Source organism: Mesorhizobium sp. M2E.F.Ca.ET.209.01.1.1 (genome assembly GCF_004010375.2).
In the GTDB taxonomy this organism is placed as follows: domain Bacteria; phylum Pseudomonadota; class Alphaproteobacteria; order Rhizobiales; family Rhizobiaceae; genus Mesorhizobium.
Genome location: NZ_SADP02000007.1, coordinates 116,420 through 135,919 on the forward strand (window position 1 = coordinate 116,420; position 19,500 = coordinate 135,919).

13 protein-coding genes are annotated in these 19,500 nt (G+C 64.7%); 3 read left to right on the plus strand and 10 right to left on the minus strand.

From position 1 onward, the window contains the following. Window positions 1-103 precede the first annotated feature (103 nt). From tssM (EN852_RS15310) to tagH, 3 genes are all read right to left on the minus strand, one after another. Window positions 104-3,634 (minus strand): type VI secretion system membrane subunit TssM, encoded by a 3,531-nt coding sequence (gene tssM, locus EN852_RS15310; protein ID WP_189545979.1) that lies wholly within the window; start codon window positions 3,632-3,634, stop codon window positions 104-106. Further along, window positions 3,634-5,163, minus strand: coding sequence for a type VI secretion system protein TssL, long form (gene tssL, locus EN852_RS15315; protein ID WP_127876010.1), 1,530 nt, complete (start codon window positions 5,161-5,163; stop codon window positions 3,634-3,636). Before tssL (EN852_RS15315) ends, tssM (EN852_RS15310) begins: the two co-directional genes overlap by 1 nt. 398 nt (window positions 5,164-5,561) lie before the next feature. Further along, window positions 5,562-6,632, minus strand: a complete 1,071-nt coding sequence (gene tagH, locus EN852_RS15320; protein ID WP_127876009.1) for a type VI secretion system-associated FHA domain protein TagH — start codon at window positions 6,630-6,632, stop codon at window positions 5,562-5,564. Between the two features lie 307 nt (window positions 6,633-6,939). Between tagH and tssI the strand changes: the two genes are divergently transcribed. Genes tssI through EN852_RS15335 form a run of 3 tightly spaced genes read left to right on the plus strand, consistent with a single transcriptional unit; the run spans window position 6,940 to window position 10,033 of the window. After that, entirely contained in the window at window positions 6,940-9,264 is a 2,325-nt protein-coding gene (tssI, locus tag EN852_RS15325; RefSeq protein WP_127876008.1) for a type VI secretion system tip protein VgrG, read from the plus strand. Between the two features lie 8 nt (window positions 9,265-9,272). Next, on the plus strand, window positions 9,273-9,698 hold the full coding sequence (locus EN852_RS15330; RefSeq protein ID WP_127876007.1) for a DUF6484 domain-containing protein: 426 nt from the start codon (window positions 9,273-9,275) through the stop codon (window positions 9,696-9,698). 41 nt (window positions 9,699-9,739) lie between these two features. Next, a complete protein-coding gene (locus EN852_RS15335; protein ID WP_127876107.1) occupies window positions 9,740-10,033 on the plus strand; it encodes a hypothetical protein in 294 nt (97 codons plus the stop codon). A 29-nt stretch (window positions 10,034-10,062) separates the two neighbouring features. Here EN852_RS15335 and EN852_RS15340 read toward each other — a convergent pair whose 3' ends face one another. Genes EN852_RS15340 through tssL (EN852_RS15370) form a run of 7 tightly spaced genes read right to left on the minus strand, consistent with a single transcriptional unit; the run spans window position 10,063 to window position 19,500 of the window. Continuing rightward, complete coding sequence (locus EN852_RS15340; RefSeq protein ID WP_127876006.1) at window positions 10,063-10,920, minus strand: hypothetical protein; 858 nt, start codon at window positions 10,918-10,920, stop codon at window positions 10,063-10,065. Window positions 10,921-10,948: 28 nt separating this feature from the next. Then, window positions 10,949-11,977, minus strand: coding sequence for a PAAR-like domain-containing protein (locus tag EN852_RS15345; RefSeq protein WP_127876005.1), 1,029 nt, complete (start codon window positions 11,975-11,977; stop codon window positions 10,949-10,951). Window position 11,978: 1 nt separating this feature from the next. After that, window positions 11,979-13,001, minus strand: a complete 1,023-nt coding sequence (locus EN852_RS15350) for a 3-oxoacyl-ACP synthase (protein WP_127876004.1) — start codon at window positions 12,999-13,001, stop codon at window positions 11,979-11,981. Further along, complete coding sequence (locus EN852_RS15355; RefSeq protein WP_127876003.1) at window positions 12,998-14,104, minus strand: DUF2169 domain-containing protein; 1,107 nt, start codon at window positions 14,102-14,104, stop codon at window positions 12,998-13,000. The genes EN852_RS15350 and EN852_RS15355 overlap by 4 nt, the downstream gene beginning before the upstream one ends. Further along, window positions 14,104-14,646, minus strand: coding sequence for a type VI secretion system-associated protein TagF (tagF, locus tag EN852_RS15360; RefSeq protein WP_189545981.1), 543 nt, complete (start codon window positions 14,644-14,646; stop codon window positions 14,104-14,106). The genes EN852_RS15355 and tagF overlap by 1 nt, the downstream gene beginning before the upstream one ends. Then, window positions 14,628-18,170, minus strand: coding sequence for a type VI secretion system membrane subunit TssM (gene tssM / locus EN852_RS15365; RefSeq protein WP_127876002.1), 3,543 nt, complete (start codon window positions 18,168-18,170; stop codon window positions 14,628-14,630). Before tssM (EN852_RS15365) ends, tagF begins: the two co-directional genes overlap by 19 nt. A 1-nt stretch (window position 18,171) precedes the next feature. After that, a complete protein-coding gene (gene tssL / locus EN852_RS15370; protein WP_127876001.1) occupies window positions 18,172-19,500 on the minus strand; it encodes a type VI secretion system protein TssL, long form in 1,329 nt (442 codons plus the stop codon).

A 19,500-nucleotide genomic window follows, 5' to 3' on the forward strand; every position in this document is an offset into this window, starting at 1 on the left:
CTCAGCGAGCGTCCTCTGTGACCAGCCATGGGCCGCGTGCCCAGGCCACTCTGCCACAAGCGTGTAAATTAGAGTATCGAAATGAAGGCTGGATCCGGCCATGTCAGAACGCCTTCGGACAGCTGAAGCCTGACAGGGCTGGCAGGGTGAGGGGGTTGGCCCCTGAGCCGGCCTGGATCGTGTAGGCGACATCGCGCCCGCCGATCACGAAGCGCGCTTCGGTGCTGGCGCCGTCGCCGGTGATGGTTGCCTTGTCGAAAAGCCGCTTCAACGCCCACGGGCCGTCGAATTTGAGCGCGGACTCGCGACCCGGCATTTCCGGCACGAGGCTGAGGCTCGCCGAGCCGGAAGCGGCGCCGCTCGGCCATGTCACGATGCTCGGCGCGTTGCCGGCCTGGGCGCTCTGCACCGTCTGCCCGTCCACATTGAGCACCGCGCTGTCGGCTTCGCTGTTCAGCGAGGTGGGTGTGAAGGTGATCGACACCAACGGCGTCGATCCGCCCGACGGGAAGAAGGCGGCGCGGATTTCCGCCGCCGCCTGGAATGCCTTCAAGGTCGATTTTGCGAGATCCTTGCTGGAGCGCGCATTTTGCTTCCAGGTCCATTCCTGCCCGGTCATGTCGATCAGCGGTGCAAGGTTCTGCGCGAAGAAGCGGTCCATCAGCCCACCCGGCGCGAACAGCTTGGCGAAATCCGCCATTGGAATGTCTTCACTGCTGTCGCGAGCGAAGGGATAGCGGCCGTTGACCGCCTCCTCGCAGGCGCGAGTCACCGTCTGGTCGAGGGTTTGGTTGAGATTGGCGACCGAGGTCTCCGCGACGTTGCCCTCGAATTCGTCCGCCGCCGCATTGACCATGCGCGCCAGCGGCTTGGGCAGGCGCGAGACATTGGCGCGCAAGGTCGAGATCTGCAGCTGCAGATTGGCATTGACGCGTTCGCTCTGCGAGGGGACATCGGCAGCGAGCTTCAGGCTCTGGAAGATGTCGTGGAAATTCTGCGTCAGCGCATCGAGCGGCCGGCGTCCGGCGGCGCCGTTGACCAGCGCCTGGAACGAGCGGAACTGCGCCTCGACGGTCGCGCCGGCATTCTGCGCAACGGCCGAGCTTGCGCCGGCGCGGCTCTGCGACTTGCCGCCGGCGATCTGCAGGCCGATGCGGGCGAGGCCCTTGGCCATGCTCGCGGGATCCTGCTCGGATGCCGCGGCATCGCCTTCGGCGGCGGCAGCGTCCTTGGTCAACGCGGTCTCGTTGGCGATCGCCGTGAACAGCTGGTCGAGGGGCGAATCCGGCGCAGCGAGGGCGGAGAGGGCCAGATATTGCGGCTTGTCCTTCAGCATCGCCTTGAGCTTCAGCTGGTCGAGCACGCCGTTCCAGGCGGCTGCAAATTCCTTGCCGTATCGGTCGATGAGCTCGGGGCCGAGCTTGGGCAGGTCCTGGTCGATGCCGCCCTGTTCACCGCCGCCGCCGAGCACCCATTGGTCGTCGACGAGCATCTGCGCGATCCGCGACAGCTGCGGCAGGAAGAAGCGATTGAAACCCGCACGCGTGTAAAGGCCGGGAACGTGGAGGTCGGCGAGCTCGCTGCCGTCCATGCGCTCGAACAACAGCTGCGCTTCCGGACCGGCTTTCGCGGCGACGGAGAAATCCTGCAGCCTTGCCGCGTAGACAGCCGACTTGATCTGCGCCGAGGCGCGGTCGGCGAGGCTCATGCGGCCGAGCGAGCGCTGCGCGGCCTCGACCAGCGGCTGGTTGAGCGCGAAGGTTGGATCGTAGGCGTCGTCGAGCGCAAGCATGGCGCGCAGATGCTTTTCGAGCTGCTCGCGGCCTTCGCGGTTGTTCTCGCCGGGATAGCGGTTCTCCTCCCAGTCCTGCTTCATCCAGGAGACGATCAGCTCGTCGTCGACCTTGGGCGCCTTGCCGCCCAGCATCAGGTAGATCTTGAGCGGCTCGTAAAGCGCGATCGGATCGGCCATCCTGGCCTGGATCGTCCGCTCGGCCTGCACCAGCAGCCGCGAGCGGAAGCTTCGCTCCAGCGCCTGCCGGTAGGCGGTCTTGGAGGCCGACAGCAGCCTCTCGCGCTGGCTGAGCCCGAACGTCTCCTCGATCGGCTTGCCCTGGTCGCCGTTTTCGAACCCGGCCGGCAGGTTGCGCAACTGGTCGAGCGGACCGATGACGTTTTCGAGGTCGACGTCGGTCACCGTCGTTGCCTTCAACAGGCTATCGGCGCTGTCGCGATAATGCGCCATGGCTTGCCTTGTGGAGGCGATCAGCTGCTTATTGGCGAAGAAGCTGAGGCCTAGCACGCCGAGCGCCGCCAAGGCCGCCAGCGCGATCGCGGCAAGGCTGCCGAATCTTGCGATCCGGATGCGCCGCTCGGCCGCCCTGTCGAAGGACACCCAACCCGATTCCGGGAAGATCACATTGGTCAGCAGATCATGCAGGAAGAAGCTCTTGCCGGCGCCGGAAAGATGGGCATGCGAAGCACTGCCGAAGCTGCGGCCGATCGCGCCCAGCACCTGGTCGAACGGCGTGCCTTCCTGCGTGCCCGACGAGAAATAGAGCCCGCGCAGGCTGACATTGACCTGGCTGCGTGATGTATCGAACAGGCTGCCGACAAACTGCGTTATCCGGCTCTTCAGCGCGCCGAACTGCGCCGGAAAACCGAACAGCGCGATCCGCGCCACGGGGTCGGCCTCTTCCTGCAGGCGGTCGGCGACTTCCTCGGCGAGCCGCTTGGCCAGCCCGTCGAATTCCGCCGGCGCTTCGCCGGCCATGTTCCTGGTGCGGTCGGCGGTCTGGAACGTCGCGCCCCAAACCTTGCGCCGGCGCGCCTCGTCGAAATCGCCGAAATAATCCATGAAGCCGGCGACGAGATCGGCCTTGGTGAAAAGCAGATAGACCGGGAACTGGATCTTCAGCGTCTCGTGCAGCTCGCGCAGGCGGCTTCTGATCTCGGTGACATGCGCGTCGAGCTGCCGGTCGTCGAAGCCGATGAGATCCGAGAGGCTGATGGCGAGGATCACGCCGTTGATCGGCTGCCTGGTGCGGTGCTTCTTGAGCAGCCCCAGGAAGGCGAGCCAGCTTGCCTTGTCGCGCTCGCGGTTCGACTCCTGCGTCGTATAGCGGCCGGCCGTATCGATCAGCACTGCCTCGTCGGTGAACCACCAGTCGCAGGACCGCGTGCCGCCGACACCGGCCACCGGCTGCGCGCTGCCGGAGCCGGCAAGCGGGAATTTCAGCCCGGAATTGACCAGCGCCGTCGTCTTGCCGGCGCCCGGCGGGCCGATGATGATGTACCAGGGAATGTCATAGAGGAAATTGCGCTTGCCGCTCGTCCGCTTCAGCGTCGCGATCGCTTCGCTCATGCGCGCTTCGAGCACCTGGGAATCGTCGTTTCGCTCGTCGCCGCGCGCGATGGCCGTTTCGAGCGCCTTTTGCGCCTTGCGCTGCCGCCAGAAGCGGACCCCGTAGAACAGCGCAAGCACGGCGACGCTGACGCCGATGATCGCGGCTCTGAGCCACACAGGCCCAAGCGGGTGTGTATCGGCGAAGCGGATCAGCGGCCCGGCATACCAGACCGCCGCCGAGAAACCGGCGAGCGCAGCCAGGCTGAAGATCCGCAGCATCCAGCGCATCAGCCGCCGTTCTCCGCCGCGCCGGTCTGCAAGCTCTCCTGTTTCGGGATCATGACGTCGACGCGGCGGTTCTTGGCGCGGCCGTCCGCAGTGCCATTGTCGGCGATCGGCTCGTCCTCGCCCTTGCCGTCGGCGCTGAGCCGCGACGGGTCCTTCAATTGCTTGGCCATCATTGCCTGGACGGCCTTGGCGCGAGCGACCGAGAGGTCGAAATTCGATTTGAACTGGCTCGATTTCTTCGGCTTCGCATTGTCGGTGTGGCCGACGATCTGGATCGGCCCGGATTCGGCGTCGAGCGCCGCGGCCAGTGCGGCTGCAATCGGCTGGAACTGCGGCTGCGGCTCCGCCTGGCCGGGCGCGAACAGGAGCTGGTTGTTTATCTCGACGACGATGAACGCGCCCTTCTCGCCGACGCTCAGTCCGCCGCCAGCGATCTCATTGGCAAGCGCGGCGCGGATACGGTCGATCTGGGTGGTGTCCGGAACAGCGGGCGGCGGCGGGGTGGCTTGCGCCGGTTCAGTGGGCGTCGCCACGCTGGCGCGTTCGATGGTGACGGGCGTCGATGGATTGAGCGCCAGCAGCTCGCCTGCAGTTGCGTCGCCTTCATCGGTGATCAGCACCCGCAGCCCGAAGAAGGCTGCCGTCACCAGCGTCGCCGCGGCGGCCGCGACGGCCCAGAGGGGCAGCCGCGCCCTTGGCTTCGGCAGCGCCGCCGCCATGCCCTGCCAGCGCGGCGATATGTCGTCGGCGGCGCGCGGCCTGAAATAGCGCAGCGTGTCGTAGACATCGCGCCGGACGCGTTCGAGCGTGTTTCGTTCCCTGGCCAGCCCGCGATACTGGCCCTCGAAGCCCAGCGACAGGCAGGCATGCATCAGTTCCAGCAGGTCGTAGTGCGCTTCCGGCCTGGCGAGGATGTTGTTCAGGGCTTCGTAGAAACCGGCGCCGGTAGGTTGGGTGTGAAAGAACCGCGCCACCAGGCTGTGCTGAAGCCAACTGTCCTTGCTCGGCCAGGGCAGATTGCCGACAAAGTCGTCGGCGGTTTCGCACAGGGCGAATTTGGCGATCCGCGCGTCTTCCCCGGCTACGCCTGCCTTCGCGATTGCAAGGTCAAAGGTCTCGATCGCGTCGGCGATATGCTCTGCCAAGGGTGCGGCTTGCCGGTCGACCGGGATCAGCCGCAATTGGCCGAGAAGCATCAGCAGCGGCGCGGAGGCGGCAAGGATCGGATTGGCTGCAGCGTATTTCACCCCGGAGGCGGCATCGAGCAGGGCATCCTGCTGCACACCCGGCGCCGCATTCGCGGCGGCTCCCGGAGTTGGCCCTTGGAAGAGCACGGTTCCGGATGACCAGCCGGTGGGCATCTGCCGCCCCCCGCCGGGATCGAACACCGTCGCTTCGCGGGAAGGCGGGGCTGGCCGAACGCCTTCCGGACCGGACCTCTCGGGCGCGGCGAGCGGCTTCTGCTTCGGTCGCGGTGCGCGGATGACGGTCTTGTCCGCCGGCCCGGAGGGATGGTCCTTCGAGCTCATCGGCGGCGCCCCGCCTTCTCGGCACAACGGGCATGTTTTCGATCGAGGAAATGCGTTTCAGGCTGAGCCTCGGCGGCGGGCCGCTTGGAAAAGCTCATCTCGCCGAAACATGACATTGCTGCACACGCCCCAAGCCTCGCCGCCTTGCCCGCCGGGCTGGCGTCCTTGTGCATTCTAGTCGCCCGGATACCCAATTGAAACGGGCGGCCGATTGAAATCGGGAAGCAACATGCTGGAAGAGGCGGCTTCTTCTATGAGACCCGTCACATACGGCCGGCGCGGTTAGAGCAATTCCAGGAAAAGTGTGAGCGGTTTTCCGTCCGGAATTGCGTGAAAACAAGAAGATGGAGCATTTCACCGTTTCGGTGAAACGGTGAAATGCTCCAGTGCCTGTGCGTCTATTTCTGCTTGTCGGCTTTGGCGTAGGCTTCGGCGAAATAGGCGAGGAAGACATCCAGCATGCCGTTCTCGTGCTTGTCTTCCATCGTCCGCCATGTCGCGACGAGCGCATCCCAGGCCTGGCTCTTCCTCGACGAGAAGGAAGCAGGCGGAATTTTCTTCGCGATCGCCTCCGGCGACAGGTCGTCGAGCAGCCGCGACAGCGCGGCCTGCATGGCGGCGTAGGTGGCGATCTCATGCGCCTTCAGGTCGCGGAACGCGTCCTCGACACTGTGCTTGGCATCGAGATAGCCGGCCCTGCGCTTGGCGAACATGATCTCCAATATGTCGTCGGCGCCCGGCACGAATTTCAGCGGGTTGTTGTCCTCGGCGCCGATCATCGTGCGGTTCGCGCTCTTGGCGAGCACCTTTGCCGCCGCGCGCGCCTTGAGCAGCAGGGATAGCTGTTCGACCATTGTCCTCAGCACCGTGCCGATCTCGGCCGCGACATCGTGCGGGTCGCGCGCCTGCAGCAACTCCGGCGCGATGCCAGCCGCCCTGGCGATCTCGCGCAATATAGCGTCCGCTTCCGCCGGCCGGTTGGCTGGCACTGCTGGGCCTGGCTGCAGCGCCGAGGATGTCGAGACGGGCGCTGCCCCGGCCGGACGCTGCTCCGCCGGATTGAAGAACGGCTCATGGCCAGGCCGACCAGTCGAGGGCGGCAGCTCGCGCTGCGTCGACCCGGTCCTGGTCTGCGGATGTCCGGTCGCGGCTCTCTCGTCTTCGATCGAAACGCCGACGACATAACGGCCGATCAACAGCCGGTCGCCCTGGGCCAGCCGATGCGGCCCGGCCATGCGCTGGCTCGAACCATTGACGAAGGTGCCGTTGCGCGAGAGGTCGTACAGCCAGAACGAACCCGCCTGGTAGCGGACCTCGCAATGCCGGCCCGAGATGAACTTGTCCGGATCGGACAGCGTCCAGTCGCAATTCTCGCGACCGATCTCGAAGCTGCGGTCGCGGGCGGCATAGCTGGCGGCGGTGCCGGCCGCCAGCCTGTCGACATTGCTGATCTGGAGAGAGATGAACATCCGGAAGCGTCGCCAAACTTGGTCAACAAATGCTTATCTTGCGCGCAATTCCAGCGGAAAACCGTTGAGTGTCCTTCCGGGATTGCTCTGCTATTCTAGCAGCTTGCAAGCCGAGCGGGAGAGGAGCGTTTCACACCGGCGCATGGGCGCGCTTTAGCCATCGCTATTATTTGGCCTCCCTCAAACATGTGCTAGGCTGAAGCGGATACGGCGCGGTGAACTTGAACGCTCCCGAACGTGATGCAGTTAATAGAGCGGGGGCTTCAAACCATCACACTGGCGGCCGCGTCGAGGAGGGGCACGACCCATGCCGAACGAACGTGCCACGGTTGTACAGACGCCGGCTGGCGCCGACCTGACCTTCACCCATCTCATCGGCCGCGATGAGATCAGCCGCTGTTTCGCATACACGGTCGGCTTCGTCTCGAAGAATCACGACATCGACCCGTTGAAGATGCTGGGCGGGGTCGTTTCGGTCGAAGGCGAATCCGACCCGAAGCGCTGGTTCAGTGGCCTTGTTTCGGATTTCAAGCTGACGCGCATCGAGGACCGGCTGGCTTTCTACGAGGCGACCGTCAGGCCATGGCTCTGGTTCCTCGGCAACACCACGGATTGCCGCATCTTCCAGAACATGACGGCGGTGGAGATCGTCGAGAAGATCTTCTCGAAATACGGCATCGCCAAATTCGAGAAGCGGCTGCAGGGCTCCTATCCCCAGCGCGAATATTGCGTGCAATATGACGAGAGCGATCTCGATTTCGTGCAGCGGCTGCTCGAGCACGAAGGCATTTTCTATTTCTTCGAGCATGACGAGGGCAAGCATACGCTCATCCTCTGTGACGCGATGAGCAAGCTGAAGCCGGCGCCCGGTTACGAGAAGGTGCTTTACAATTTCGAGGGCCAGGCCTCGCGGCGCGATGTCGAATACATCACCGAATGGATACCTGGCAGCGCGGTTCGGCCCGGCGCCTATGCCCACACCGACTATGATTTCGAGAAGCCCGGTGCCGATCTGATGGCGAAATCCGCCCAGCCTTTCGCCCATAAGGAAGCCTCGGGCGAAAACTATCGCCAGCCGGGCGCGCATCTCGATGTCGGCCGGGGTGACAAGATCGCCGGGATCCGCCGCGAGGAGCTTCAGTCCGTGCACCAGCACAGCACGGCGGTTGGCACGGTGCGCGGCCTATTTTCCGGCTGCAAGTTCACGCTGGAGAGCTTCCCGCGCGACGACCAGAACCAAGACTATCTGGTGGTCAGCGCCGAATACCGGCTGTTCGATCCGGGCTACCGGACCCAGAACGAGGCCCACAGCGAGAATTTCAAGGTGGTGCTGGGCGTGGCGCCGACCAAATTGCCCTACCGGCCGCCTCGCATCACGCCGCGGCCGATCATGCGCGGCCCGCAGACCGCAACCGTCGTCGGCCCCTCGGGCGAGGAGATCTTCACCGACAAATATGCGCGGGTGAAGGTGCAGTTCCACTGGGACCGGCTCGGCAAGAAGGACCAGAATTCTTCCTGCTTCGTGCGCGTCTCGCAGACCTGGGCCGGCAGCAACTGGGGCTTCATCCAGATCCCGCGCATAGGCCAGGAGGTCATCGTCGACTTCATCGAGGGCGATCCGGACCTGCCGATCATCACCGGCCGCGTCTACAACGCCTCGCAGATGCCGCCCTACGGGCTGCCGGGCAACGCCACGCAGTCGGGCTGGAAGTCGAACTCCTCGAAGGGCGGCGGCGGTTACAACGAGCTGATGTTCGAGGACAAGGCCGGCTCCGAGCTGGTCAATTTCCAGGCGCAGAAAGACCACCACCTGCTGATCAAGCACGACCGCAACAAGACGGTCCAGCACGACCAGTCCGACCGCATCGACCACGACGCCAAGCATTCCGTCGGCCACAACCTCGACGAGGACGTCGGCAACAACAAGACGGTCAAGATCGGCGTCGACCAGACCACCAATATTGGGTCGAACGACACCGAGACGGTGGGCAAGGACCGATCGCTGACGGTGGGCGCCAACGAGACGATCAGCATCGGCGCCAATTCCACCGAAACGATCGGCCAGAACCATTCGCAGACCGTCAGCCTGGTGCAGACCGTCACGGTCGGCGCGGCCCGTATCGACACAGTTGGCGCGGCCGAGCAGCGCAGCGTCGGCGGCCCCCAGATGAACGATATAGGCGCCACGCGATCTGTAACCGTCGGCGCGGGCCAGAGCCATACGATCGGTGCCAGCGATACCTGGGAGATTTCGGCGGATCAGACCGTGCAGACCGGTGCCGATCAAGTCTTCAAGATCGGCGGGGCGCACAGCACCGAAATCGCCAAGGAGCGCGGCGCCAAGGTCGGAGCCGACGATTCGACCGAGATCGGAGGCGCGCGCAGCACCAAGGTCGCCAAGAAGGATATGCTCGATATTGGCGAGGATGGTCTCATAAAAGTTGCCAAGGGCATGACCATCACCGCTGGTGAGCAGATCATCTTCCATTGCGGCTCGTCGTCCATCACTCTCAAGAAGGACGGCGAGATCACCATCAGCGGCAAGGACATCATCGTGAAGGCATCGGGCAGCGTGAACGTGAAGGCCTCCAGCGACATCACGATGAAGGGCTCCGAGATCAAGCAGAATTGAGGCCCGGTATGGCGAAGGTCATTGATCGTATCGACGGCGTGGTGATCGGCGTGTTCCTCGGATTCGGAGATGACGCTCCGCTCGTCGTCTTCCCCGGAAACCCGAACGAGGCTGCCGTGCCGGCGCGTACTTTGACCGATCTGTCGGCCGGCATGATCGGGACCGAGGTCGCGCTGCTGTTCCAGGACGGGGATCCCGCCCACCCGCTGATCGTCGGCCGGATCGTTGAACCAAGCCGGCCCGATAGCGGGGCACTCGTCGTGCGCGATGGGGAGACCGTCAGGATAGTCGGCAAGGAACGCGTCGAGCTGCGTTGCGGCAAGGCGGCCATCGTGATGGAGAAGGACGGCCACATCACCATCCGCGGCACTTACGTCACCAGCCACGCCAGTGTCACAAACAACATCCGCGGGGGCTCGGTGAATCTCAATTGAGTAAGTTCGTCTTGGAAAAGATCGTTCGCCAACACGCGGAGATGGCAGCGTTCCTCTGGTCTGTCTACGACCGCCACCTCCTGCATCCCGAAGAGAACCCTGAACTTGACGAGGTCAGGATTGCCCGGCTGATCGAACGCCTCGAGGCGCATCTCGACGGGCTGCGCGTCGCCGGCGAGGAAGGCCTCAGGATCGCCAAGGAACGCTATGACGAATTCCCGGAGCAAGGCGAGCTCTTCGTGCTCAGAATGCTGTCGGTGGTGGAGCCGCCTGGCATCCTCGATCTCGATCTCGACAGGGTGCGGACTTACCTTCGTTCGGCACCCGGCACCTGATTCGGCGCGGCCAATCGCGGACGGGCCAATCAGATATTGGCGACAAGCGGCACGTTGACCCAGCGGCCGTTCTCGTATCTGTCGACGCCGCGCCCGTACTGCTTCCATAATTGGTTTCCGTCACATGTCAGCCTGATCGCAGGCGTAGTCCCGAAAACCGACAAGGTCGTGCCTTTCAATTCGAGGATCTCTTCGTTTGCCGCGATAAGGATCCTGTTCTCCCAGCGGACCGTGTTCATCAACGTCTCCGTGCGGCCCTCGACATCGAGTTGCGTGAGCTGGTCGGCACTGCCCATCAAGGCGGTGGCGTTCCACCCGGTCACCAGAATCGTGTCCCTGGACAGCGCGAACACCGATGTCAGGCTTGCATTTGTCGGCACATCGATCTGTTGAAAGCCACCGTTGACTACATAGGCCAAGAAGCCGTTGTCGCCGGTGGCCATCATCTTGCCGGTTCCCTCGAGGGCAAGGTCGAACAGATATGTGTCGTCGTCATTGGGTGTGATCTCGATCCAGGCCGGGTCCTGCCAAAGACAGATGACGCCCTCCGACGTCAGGCCGTGAAGCTGGCCGCCGACGACGCGCAGGGCGTTTATGCGGGGCACCGGATCGCCGACATCCGGCAGGTCTCTCCAATCGCCGTCGCGCAACCGGTAGAGGCCTGAATAGCCGTCCACCGCGAACAGCGAGCCGTCGAGCCACGCAATCCCGGTGATTTCGATGCCGAAGTCCCGGATCAGCGTAGCGACATCGTTTTGCACGGCAAACAGTAGCGTTCGATCCGCGTCGATCGGGCCGTCGCCGATCGGGTGGGCGATAATATAAGCGCCGGCCTCATGCAGCGCGATGCAGGTCGGGTACAATCCGCCAGGTGTCTGGTACTTCATAGCTTACCTCCTCGCGGATATATCCGCGTCAAGACGGTACAGCGCTGACATTGGCGTTGCCGCCATGGCCCGTGGCGAAGGACGTCGCGGTGGGAGCGCTGGTCTCAGGCCCGCCGACTTCGGTGCTGTCGGTGCAGCCCATCTGGTCTTTATAATAGGAATCGAGCACTATCTTGATGCACTCGGCTTGGGCGTCGGTCAGGTTGGCGGCTTTCTTTACCGATTTGACCCCGGCGGCCCGCGCCTGGCTGTATTTCCATTTTCCTCCCTTCGCCTTTACGTTGGCCTTCTTGGCTTCCGCCCGGGTGACGTCATGCGCGACTTTGTGCTGCTCGCCATGGTCCATGTTGTCCTTCAGGCAGATGCAGGGGGCGTCGTCCTCATTGTAGTTTCGCCCTGGATGCGGGCTGCCCGACTGGAAGATGTTCTTGAGCTTCTTCCAGACGCGCGCCGCCATCTTCTTCGCCGACTTGAAGGACTTCTTGGTCGAGGCACGCGCGCCGGCCCGCACGAACGCGCAATTGTCTATGATATGATGTGGCTCGTAGCCCTTGGCGCATTTGTTTGGCTTGTACATAAAGAGGTAGTCTTCATACAGTTTCTGACAGGTCGGGGTCCATCCGGGATTGGCCTTGCACACGTGCAGCCATGGCGGCGTATTCGCCGCCGAGCCGTGATTGTTCGTCGCTAGGTCGGTGAACCTTATCACCGGCTCGCCATCGGCCTTCACGTTCGGCGACCAGGAATTGAAGTATTCTTTCCCTGTGTTGTTGGAGGTGATGATGCCTTTCTTCGCTGCACAGCCGGCTTCCGTTCCGGACGTCTTCGTAAGGTCGGACTTGTTCTTGATGTTTATCGTCTGGCCGCCAATCTTGACCGTCCCGGTGCCGTCCTCTGTGTCGGAGGCGAAGCCGAAACTCGGATAGGGCACAGGAACGCCGGGCGGTGTCGCCGGGTTTTCGGGTGGCGTGAAGCAGGTGTCGGGGAAAGCGGCAATCGTCTTGGCGTCGACAGCCTTGCCGGAGATTTCCAATCCATTGGCAAAGACGTTGGACATCTTAATTCAGCCTCGATGCCACTACGGCGGCGCCGCAAGCGCCCTCGTCATTCGACGCTTCGATCAGTACCGGATTTCCTGCGGCATAACCCTTCCTTGCCGCCGTGAACGCCATGCCGATCATTGTCGGTACGACAGCGGCCCCTATATTTCCGATCGACTCGCCTGGAGACCAGAGGTCCTGGAAATCCACGTGGCCACGCATGTGACGCAGGAATGCAAGAGCTGTTTGCTTGAACCAGTACTGCTCGCCGATCAGATCCGATATTCGGTAGCCGATCCCAACCATCGCGAAGCGCGATTCTCTGAGCGCAAGGCCGTATGCCGCGGCCATGCCCTCGCCGCGAAGCGGGAGATCCTGCTTGTTGTAGATGGTGGCCGGTTCGCGTGCCAGACCGAGCCCAAGCAGGGTGAGGGTGCCTTGCCCCGGCTTCGTGCACAGTACGGCGGCGGCCGCCTCTCCGGGGATGAAACCGTTCGGATTGAACTTGGTCAACAGGCGACTCTGGTCGAGATAGTGCCGGACCGTGCGCGACGTGAGGTAGCTGTCGACGCCAGCGATCACGACATTGGCCACCTGGGCCGAGGAGATCAGGCGGCGCGCCTGCTCGAGCGCGACATGGCCTGACGGCCTGCCGTAACTGATGATTCGCGATTTGACATGGGGAGCGATTTCAACGATGTCGGCGATCTTCCTCAGCAGCCTGGAAGCATCGCGGACCGGCCTTCCGGAACGGCCTTCCTCGGCTAGGCACAGGATGAGCGCCGTCTGCTCTCCGGCAATGCGCGCTCCGCTTAGGGCTTCCGATATCGCTCCGGCGGCGAGATGCGCGATCCTGCGCTCACCGACCCAGTCTCGAGGAAGCGGCACCGGGGCGCCGATGAGGGGTTCACCCCGCGCACCCGTGAAACGGGTCTCGCGAAAACCATCGAGCCGCGCGCGCATAGCGGCGCAGGACGCGGGAGCGTCCAGCCCCACAGATGTCACCATCCCAACCGAGGCGATGTCGATCGTCCCGTTCAAGCGGCGTCCTCCTCGTCCTCGTCTGGCGCGGTGCCGTTGGCCCGTATGAAGATGCGGCCTGTCTTGTGCGCATGGATCATCGATTCCGTAGGTGCGCCAATCCAGCATTCGGTGAAATCGAGCACAGTGCGCTCGATACGACACGAGACGCGCCAGACCATCGAAAAACGTCCTACCTCTGGCTCGAACAGGATGGTGTCCGGATAGACATCGCCCTCGAAGGCGGTGAGCCTGCTTTTGAAGAGCCGCATCGGCAGCGCCGTGGACGGTAGCCGGAAGCTCATGCGCCCCTCCGGCGTCAGGTTGACCAGGACGACGTCCTCGCCGCCCCGTGGAGCCTCGATCTGCTGGTCGGGCGGCGCCATCTGGAAGTAGCGCTCGTCGAAGTCGGCCGGCAGGAACGGGAAGATGTTGTCGATCCAGTTCTGGTCGTAGGTGCCGCCATATTCGATGCGGCCCGGCCAGGCGCGTCCCATCGGCCCGAAGCTCATCGGCTTGTAGTCGCCGAAGGGCGAACGGATTTCTTCGTTGGCCGCCTGCGTGTTCGGCAATCGAAGGCCGGGGATGAGGCGCTGGTTCCTTGTCCGCGACCAGCCGGTGCCGACGGGGTTGTGCTTGTAGCTGGCGGGAAGCTCATCCTCGGGGTCGAGCCGGTCGACGCCACCCCAGGCGACATCGTAGGAGATAGGCAGCTTCAGGAAGGGCTGCGGCGCTGTCGCGCCGAACACCGGTCCGATGGCGCGCCATTCGCGATGGCCGACGACTTCGAAAAGCTTCGACCAGTTGCCGACCTTGATGCCAACCGGCACGCGCTCGGCCGGGCGCCCTCCCGGCGCATAGGCGCAGCCGTTGGCGATGACATCGCAGCGCGGCTTGCGGAAGGCGAAATCCGTCTCCCACAGCGTCGCCGAATAGCCCGGCACGCCGGTGTGCGTGTCGGCCATCACCAGCGGCACCTGCTCGGCCGATTTCTGCACCAGTCCGCCCGGCTTCGTCGGAAAATCGAAGGTGCCCTTCACCACCACCACCAGCCATTCGTGGCCGGCCTTGTCCATGCCCATGGTGAACTGGTGCGGATAGCCCATCTGGTTCCAGATCTGCATCAGCTGGTCTCCCAACTCGCGGCGAAGATCTGCTCCAGCGTCGCTTGCGGCGCCTGAGGATCGATGTCGAAAATATCCGTATGCGCCGTCCACATGACGAGATCGTCGATGACATCGCGCTCATCCTCGACAAGCGGAACGGGCAGGGCGGCCAGCGCCGCGTCGAGTTCGTCGGGCGTCAGCTCTCCGCGTTGCGCGGCCAGCGCCGCATTCTCGACCCCTTCGAACCACGGGTCTGCATAAGCCAGCTTGAGGGGTGCTTCCGACAGCCTTGCGACGACGCTCAATGGAAATTGCCTGCCGACCCGGTCGGCGCTTTGCAGCACGATGCCCGCCGAGGCGCCGAAGGAACCAGGGCCGGCCAAAAGACGCAGCGCCGTGCCTGTCGGCCAGGTTTCTAGCCCGAACAGCGGCACGATGTGCTGCGCCAGCCAGCGGTCCCACAGGCGCACGAAATCGCCCGGCAGCCGCCGCGTCACGAAATCGCCGGCGGCAGGCATCTTGCCGTAGAAGCCGGGCAGGATCAGATCTGCGGCGGACATGTGAACTTCTTGAACATCTCTAACGTGTAGGGGTTCTCGACGCTGGCAGCCTTGAGCTCGAAGTCGGCCCACATCCCCTTGGTGCCGAGCCGCAGGCTGTAGACGTCGGTGAGCTTGGTCGGGTTGAAGCGGCCGCCGCGCAGCATTCTGAGCCACGCCCAGCTGCCGGTCTCGTTGAGCATCACTTCGGGCGAGCCGTCGACCGGCTGGAAGGCGAGCGAGATCACGCCGGTGCCGTCCTTGCCCGGCCATGTCATCGGCTGCGGCCGGGTCGCGTTGTTGTAGTAGACCATGTTCTGGCCATCGAGGTTGAGCGTCACCCGCGCCACGTTGGGCGACAGGTCCTTCGGCTCAAGCGTGAAATTCATCACCGGTCCGGTGCCGCCGGGGAAGAGATCGTCGCGGATATGCCGTGCCTGCTCGAAGGCTGCCAGCGCCGCCGGATCGAGGCCGAAATCGGCGCGCCATTTCCATGGCTCGCTGGCGGTGTCGACATAGTTGATCAGATGGTCGTTGGTGAAGGCGTCGATCAGGCCGGTCGGCCCGAACAGGCGCTGGAAGTCGCGCACATTGACGTCGACCGCGCTGTCCGGACTGAACGGATAGCGGTTGTTGAGCGCCGCCTGGCAGAAGGGCAGGATGTCGGCGCGCCAGATGGCGTTGAGCTCATTGGTGACCGCCTTCTGCGACAGGCCGCTCGTGTCGCCGGCAATGCCGCCCAGCCAGTCGTTGATCGGCGAGGGCAGGATCTGCGCCTGCCTCGCGACCGCTCCGGTCAGTTCGGCCAGCCCACCCTGCTTCTTGATCGCATCCTGCGGGTCGGGGTTGGCGGTCACGGTCTGCAGCACGTTGGACAGCGCCGTCAGCGCCACGACGGCGGCGTCGAGCGCCGGCGGCTGGCCATCGACCTGGGCGATCGTGCCCTTGAGCGGCTTGAAATGGTCGGCGACCAGGCTGCCGGTCATATCGACCTGGTTGGCGGAGCCGGCGCGCGGCAGGAGCTTCGCGCCTGTGGTCACCACCTTGCCCAATTTGCCGAGCTTGCTGAGCAGCTTCGAGCCGGTCTTGGCGGCGCCGCCGCTCTTGTCGTCGGCTGGCGCCTCGTCGGAGCGGGTGAGATCCGTCTCCTGCACCACGGCCGTCAACAGCCGCTTCAGCGCGGAGTCGGCGCTGGAGAGATCCTTGAGGTTCTCGCTTGCAACGTTGAGGTCCGTCAGCGGCGCGAGCCGCATGTCGCGCAGGAAGGAATCCCACTGCGCGATATAGTCGTCGTAATAGAGCTTCAGGATGTCCTCGGAGAGTGCCGACACCGACGTCTCCGAATTCTCCGAGCAGCCGCCGGCAAACACGGCGCGGTCGAGCGCCGCCTGGCCGGCGACGTCTTCGACCCGGTCGAGGATCGCGTCGTGGAAGCCCGTATAGGTGTAGGGGCCTGGAACGCCGACGCGCAGCGTCTTGTCGGAGCGGCGCGCGAACACCTTTGCGCCGTTCGGTCCGGCGAAATTCGCCGGCACCCATTCCTTGACCGCCGCGACTTCAGGGTCGGCCAGCAGTTGCTTGTAGGCGCGCTCCGGCAGCGAGATCGTGCACACCGTCTTCAGCGCCTCGGCGACCAGTTCCTTGTCCGGGGCGATATAGCTGTCGTCGACCGCCATGCGGCGGATCGCGGCAAGCTGGTGCTCTTCCGCGTCCGCGGTCGGGAAGGGCGGCGCGGGCGCGAATTGCGGCAGGCTGTTCACCCACCAATTCTGCACGAAATCGGTGTCCATCTGCGACAGGCCGGTCATCATGCGGTAGGTCTTCAGCGCGCCGAGCATGAAATCCGGATCGCGGATCTGCCGCCACATCGTGGCCTCCAGCAGCGCGACCATATGCGGCTCCAGCACATTGCGCAGGGCATGCTCGTAGGTGTCGCTTTGCGCGCGCACCAGCTCCGCAGAGGCGGTCGGGCCGAGCAGATTGTGGACGGCATCCGGCGGCGCGGTGCGGGCCGCCGCCACGGCATCCATCGCCGCCAGCGCGCCGTCCATGGTCGGCTGCTCGACCGCGGCCGGCATGGCGGCGACGTCGGTCAGAGGCTGCTGCAGCGCTTCGAACTGGCCGGCCTGCTCGGTGATCGCATTGCGGTTGTCGAGATAGGACCAGGTGAACAGCCCGCCGGCGAGCAGCGCCGCGAGCGCGCAGGCGGCGGCGGCCCCGCGCCAGATCCAGGCGCGGCGGCGCTGCGCCAGCGGATCGAATGTGCCCAGGCCGGCCTCCTTGAAGATCACTTCGGTAAGAAGGTTCCGGAGGAAGAAGCTGCGCTTTTCGACACGCGATGCCGGCATGGCGCGGCGCGGCGGCAGTCCGAAGGATGACGACAGCGCCGCGGTCAGCCGGTCGATCGGCGCGCCTTCCTGCGTCGCCGAGGTCAGATAGAGGCCACGCAGCCAGGCGGCTTCCTCGTAGCGGCTTTCGCCGAACATCGCCTCGACCAGCACCTGGATCGGCTCGGAGAGGCTGGCGAGCTGCGCCGGGAAGCGGAAGATTTCGGCGCGCTGGCCGAGCTTGTCCTCGTCTTCCAGCCGCGGCACGAGCCGCCGCTCCAGCTCGGCGGCGAGCCTCGCAAGTTCCGTCTGGATCGTGCCGGCGTTGACGCGGGCATCGAGCGGAAAAGTCGTTCCCCACACCTGCTCGCGCGCGGTCGTCGACAGGCCGCCGAAGAAGGCTTCGAAGCCTTTGATCAGATCGGCCTTGGTCAGCATCAGATAGACAGGCAGGCGGATCTCCAGCCGATCGTTCAGCTCCGCCAGCCGACGGCGGATTTTGCGGCCATGCGCCTTGATCGCCTCGTCGCCTTCCGACAGCACGTCGATCGACAGCGCGACGATGACGCCGTTGAGCGCACGGCGGCCCCGGTGCTTCTTCAACAGGTCGAGAAAGCCCAGCCACTCCGCCGCGTCGACATCCGGCTGGCTTTCCTGCTGGACGTAGCGGCCGGCGGTGTCGATCAGCACCGCGTTCTCGGAGAAGAACCAGTCGCAATTGCGCGTGCCGCCGACGCCCTGCAGATCGTCGGTGAGGTCGATCGGGAAATTGAGACCCGACTGACGCAGTGCCGTGGTCTTGCCGGTGGCCGGCGGGCCGACGATCACATACCAGGGCATCTCGCGCAGGAATTTCCGACCGCCGAGCTTGCGCCGCTTGAGCTCGGCCATCACCTCGCCGAACTTGGCGCCGACAGCCGCGACGCTCTCTTCGCCGGGCGTGAGCTGCTTTTCCTGAACAGGCGCCGCGATCTCGGCGACGAACATGCGGTTGGCGCGGATCGCCCGGCGCTGCGCGATGATCAGCCAGATCAGCCACAGGATGATCAGCCCGGCGATGATGGCGATGCGCACATTGTCGGATTCGAACGGCGCGTAAGGGCCGACCTGGACGATCGGGCCGAACACCCAGATCAGCAGCGAGAGCAGCGCGATGCCGATCAGCGTCCACAGGAAACGCGAGGTGATGACGGCCCAGAGGAAGCGCAGGATGAACATCTCAGAGCCTCTTCTCGACCAGGACCTCGACGCGACGGTTGAGCGCGCGGCCTTCCCGAGTCGAATTGTCGGCTACCGGATCGGTTTCGGCGCGGCCCTCGGAAGAGATGCTCTCCTGCGGCACGCCGGCCTGCACCAGAAGCTTGGCTATGGTTTCGGCGCGGGCTTCCGACAGACGCTGGTTGCTGGCCAGCGGGTTGGACTTCTGTAGGCGCACATTATCGGTATGGCCGACGACGGTGATCTTTCCGATCAGTTCCTTGTTGTCGAGGATAACCTTGGCGATCGACGCGATCAGCGGCTCGTAGCCTTCCGTCAGCGTCGGCCGCGACGACTGGAACAGCTCGGGATTGGAGGACTGGATGATGAGCTTCGCCAGCGAGACGCTCTCGGTGCCGCTGAGCGCGCCTTTGAGGTCGTCCGGTGCTTCAGCCTTGAACTCGGGCAGCAAAGCGAAATCGACCGGCTGCGGCGCTTCGGGTTCGGGGGCATCCTGCTTGGGCGCGGCGCGGGTGACATCGCCGCGCGAGGCCGGCGGCAGCGTGCGCACCAGCGCGGAAAGCTCGACCGCCTGGCTGCTCAAGCCCATCGACAGGCCGACATAGGCAGCCGCGGCGACGACAATCGCGGCAAGCGCCATCACCCAGATCGGCACGATGAAGCGCTGCGGTTCATCGGAGGCGATCACGCCTTTCCAGTTCGGCGACAGCGGCGAATCCTCGGCGTCGGCGTTGCGCAGGAAGCGCGCCGCCGCGACGCGCACCGCATTGAGCGACCGGTCGCCGGCGCGGCCGGGCACCCGGTACTTGCCGCGGAAGCCGAGCGCCAGGCAGTAATATTGCAGCTCCAGCATCTCGCGGTCGCGGTTGGGATGCCGCTCCAGCTCGTCGAGCCGGGTGAAGAACTGGGTGCCGGCATCGACGTCGCCGCGCAGCATGACCACCAGCGGCTGGCGCGGCCACGCGCTGGCGCCGCCCCATGGCGTGTTGAGCGCGAGGTCGTCGAGCAGCGCCGCCACCGCCCAGGCCGCCTGGTCGGCGCGCTCCAGCGATGAGCCCGCGGCAACAGCGGCGTCGCGCGCCCGCACCAGCTCGTCGAGCAGGCGCGTGCGCATCACTTCAGGGTTCTCAGGCGCCAGCGCGCTTTCGAGCTCCGGCGCGAATTCGAGCAGCGGCGCGAAGATGTTGATGAGCATGTTGGGATGGGCGCGCGCCCGCTTGACCGGCGCGCCCGGCGCCAGCGGCGCCATCGGCCGGGGCGCCGCACCGGTCAGCCGGATGCGTGTGCGCTCGCGATCCTCCGACAGTCCGAAGGGATCATCCCGGCTCAT

What these genes read in the sequence shown, in the direction of transcription:
- EN852_RS15340 (WP_127876006.1), bottom strand. Translation starts at nt 10,920, where the DNA reads ATGAAGTACCAGACACCTGGCGGATTGTACCCGACCTGCATCGCGCTG.
- tagH (WP_127876009.1), bottom strand. Translation starts at nt 6,632, where the DNA reads ATGTTCATCTCTCTCCAGATCAGCAATGTCGACAGGCTGGCGGCCGGC.
- tagF (WP_189545981.1), bottom strand. Translation starts at nt 14,646, where the DNA reads ATGTCCGCCGCAGATCTGATCCTGCCCGGCTTCTACGGCAAGATGCCT.
- EN852_RS15330 (WP_127876007.1), top strand. Translation starts at nt 9,273, where the DNA reads ATGGCGAAGGTCATTGATCGTATCGACGGCGTGGTGATCGGCGTGTTC.
- EN852_RS15355 (WP_127876003.1), bottom strand. Translation starts at nt 14,104, where the DNA reads ATGCAGATCTGGAACCAGATGGGCTATCCGCACCAGTTCACCATGGGC.
- EN852_RS15335 (WP_127876107.1), top strand. Translation starts at nt 9,740, where the DNA reads ATGGCAGCGTTCCTCTGGTCTGTCTACGACCGCCACCTCCTGCATCCC.
- tssM (WP_127876002.1), bottom strand. Translation starts at nt 18,170, where the DNA reads ATGTTCATCCTGCGCTTCCTCTGGGCCGTCATCACCTCGCGTTTCCTG.
- tssM (WP_189545979.1), bottom strand. Translation starts at nt 3,634, where the DNA reads ATGCGCTGGATGCTGCGGATCTTCAGCCTGGCTGCGCTCGCCGGTTTC.
- tssL (WP_127876010.1), bottom strand. Translation starts at nt 5,163, where the DNA reads ATGAGCTCGAAGGACCATCCCTCCGGGCCGGCGGACAAGACCGTCATC.
- EN852_RS15345 (WP_127876005.1), bottom strand. Translation starts at nt 11,977, where the DNA reads ATGTCCAACGTCTTTGCCAATGGATTGGAAATCTCCGGCAAGGCTGTC.
- tssI (WP_127876008.1), top strand. Translation starts at nt 6,940, where the DNA reads ATGCCGAACGAACGTGCCACGGTTGTACAGACGCCGGCTGGCGCCGAC.
- tssL (WP_127876001.1), bottom strand. Translation starts at nt 19,500, where the DNA reads ATGAGCCGGGATGATCCCTTCGGACTGTCGGAGGATCGCGAGCGCACA.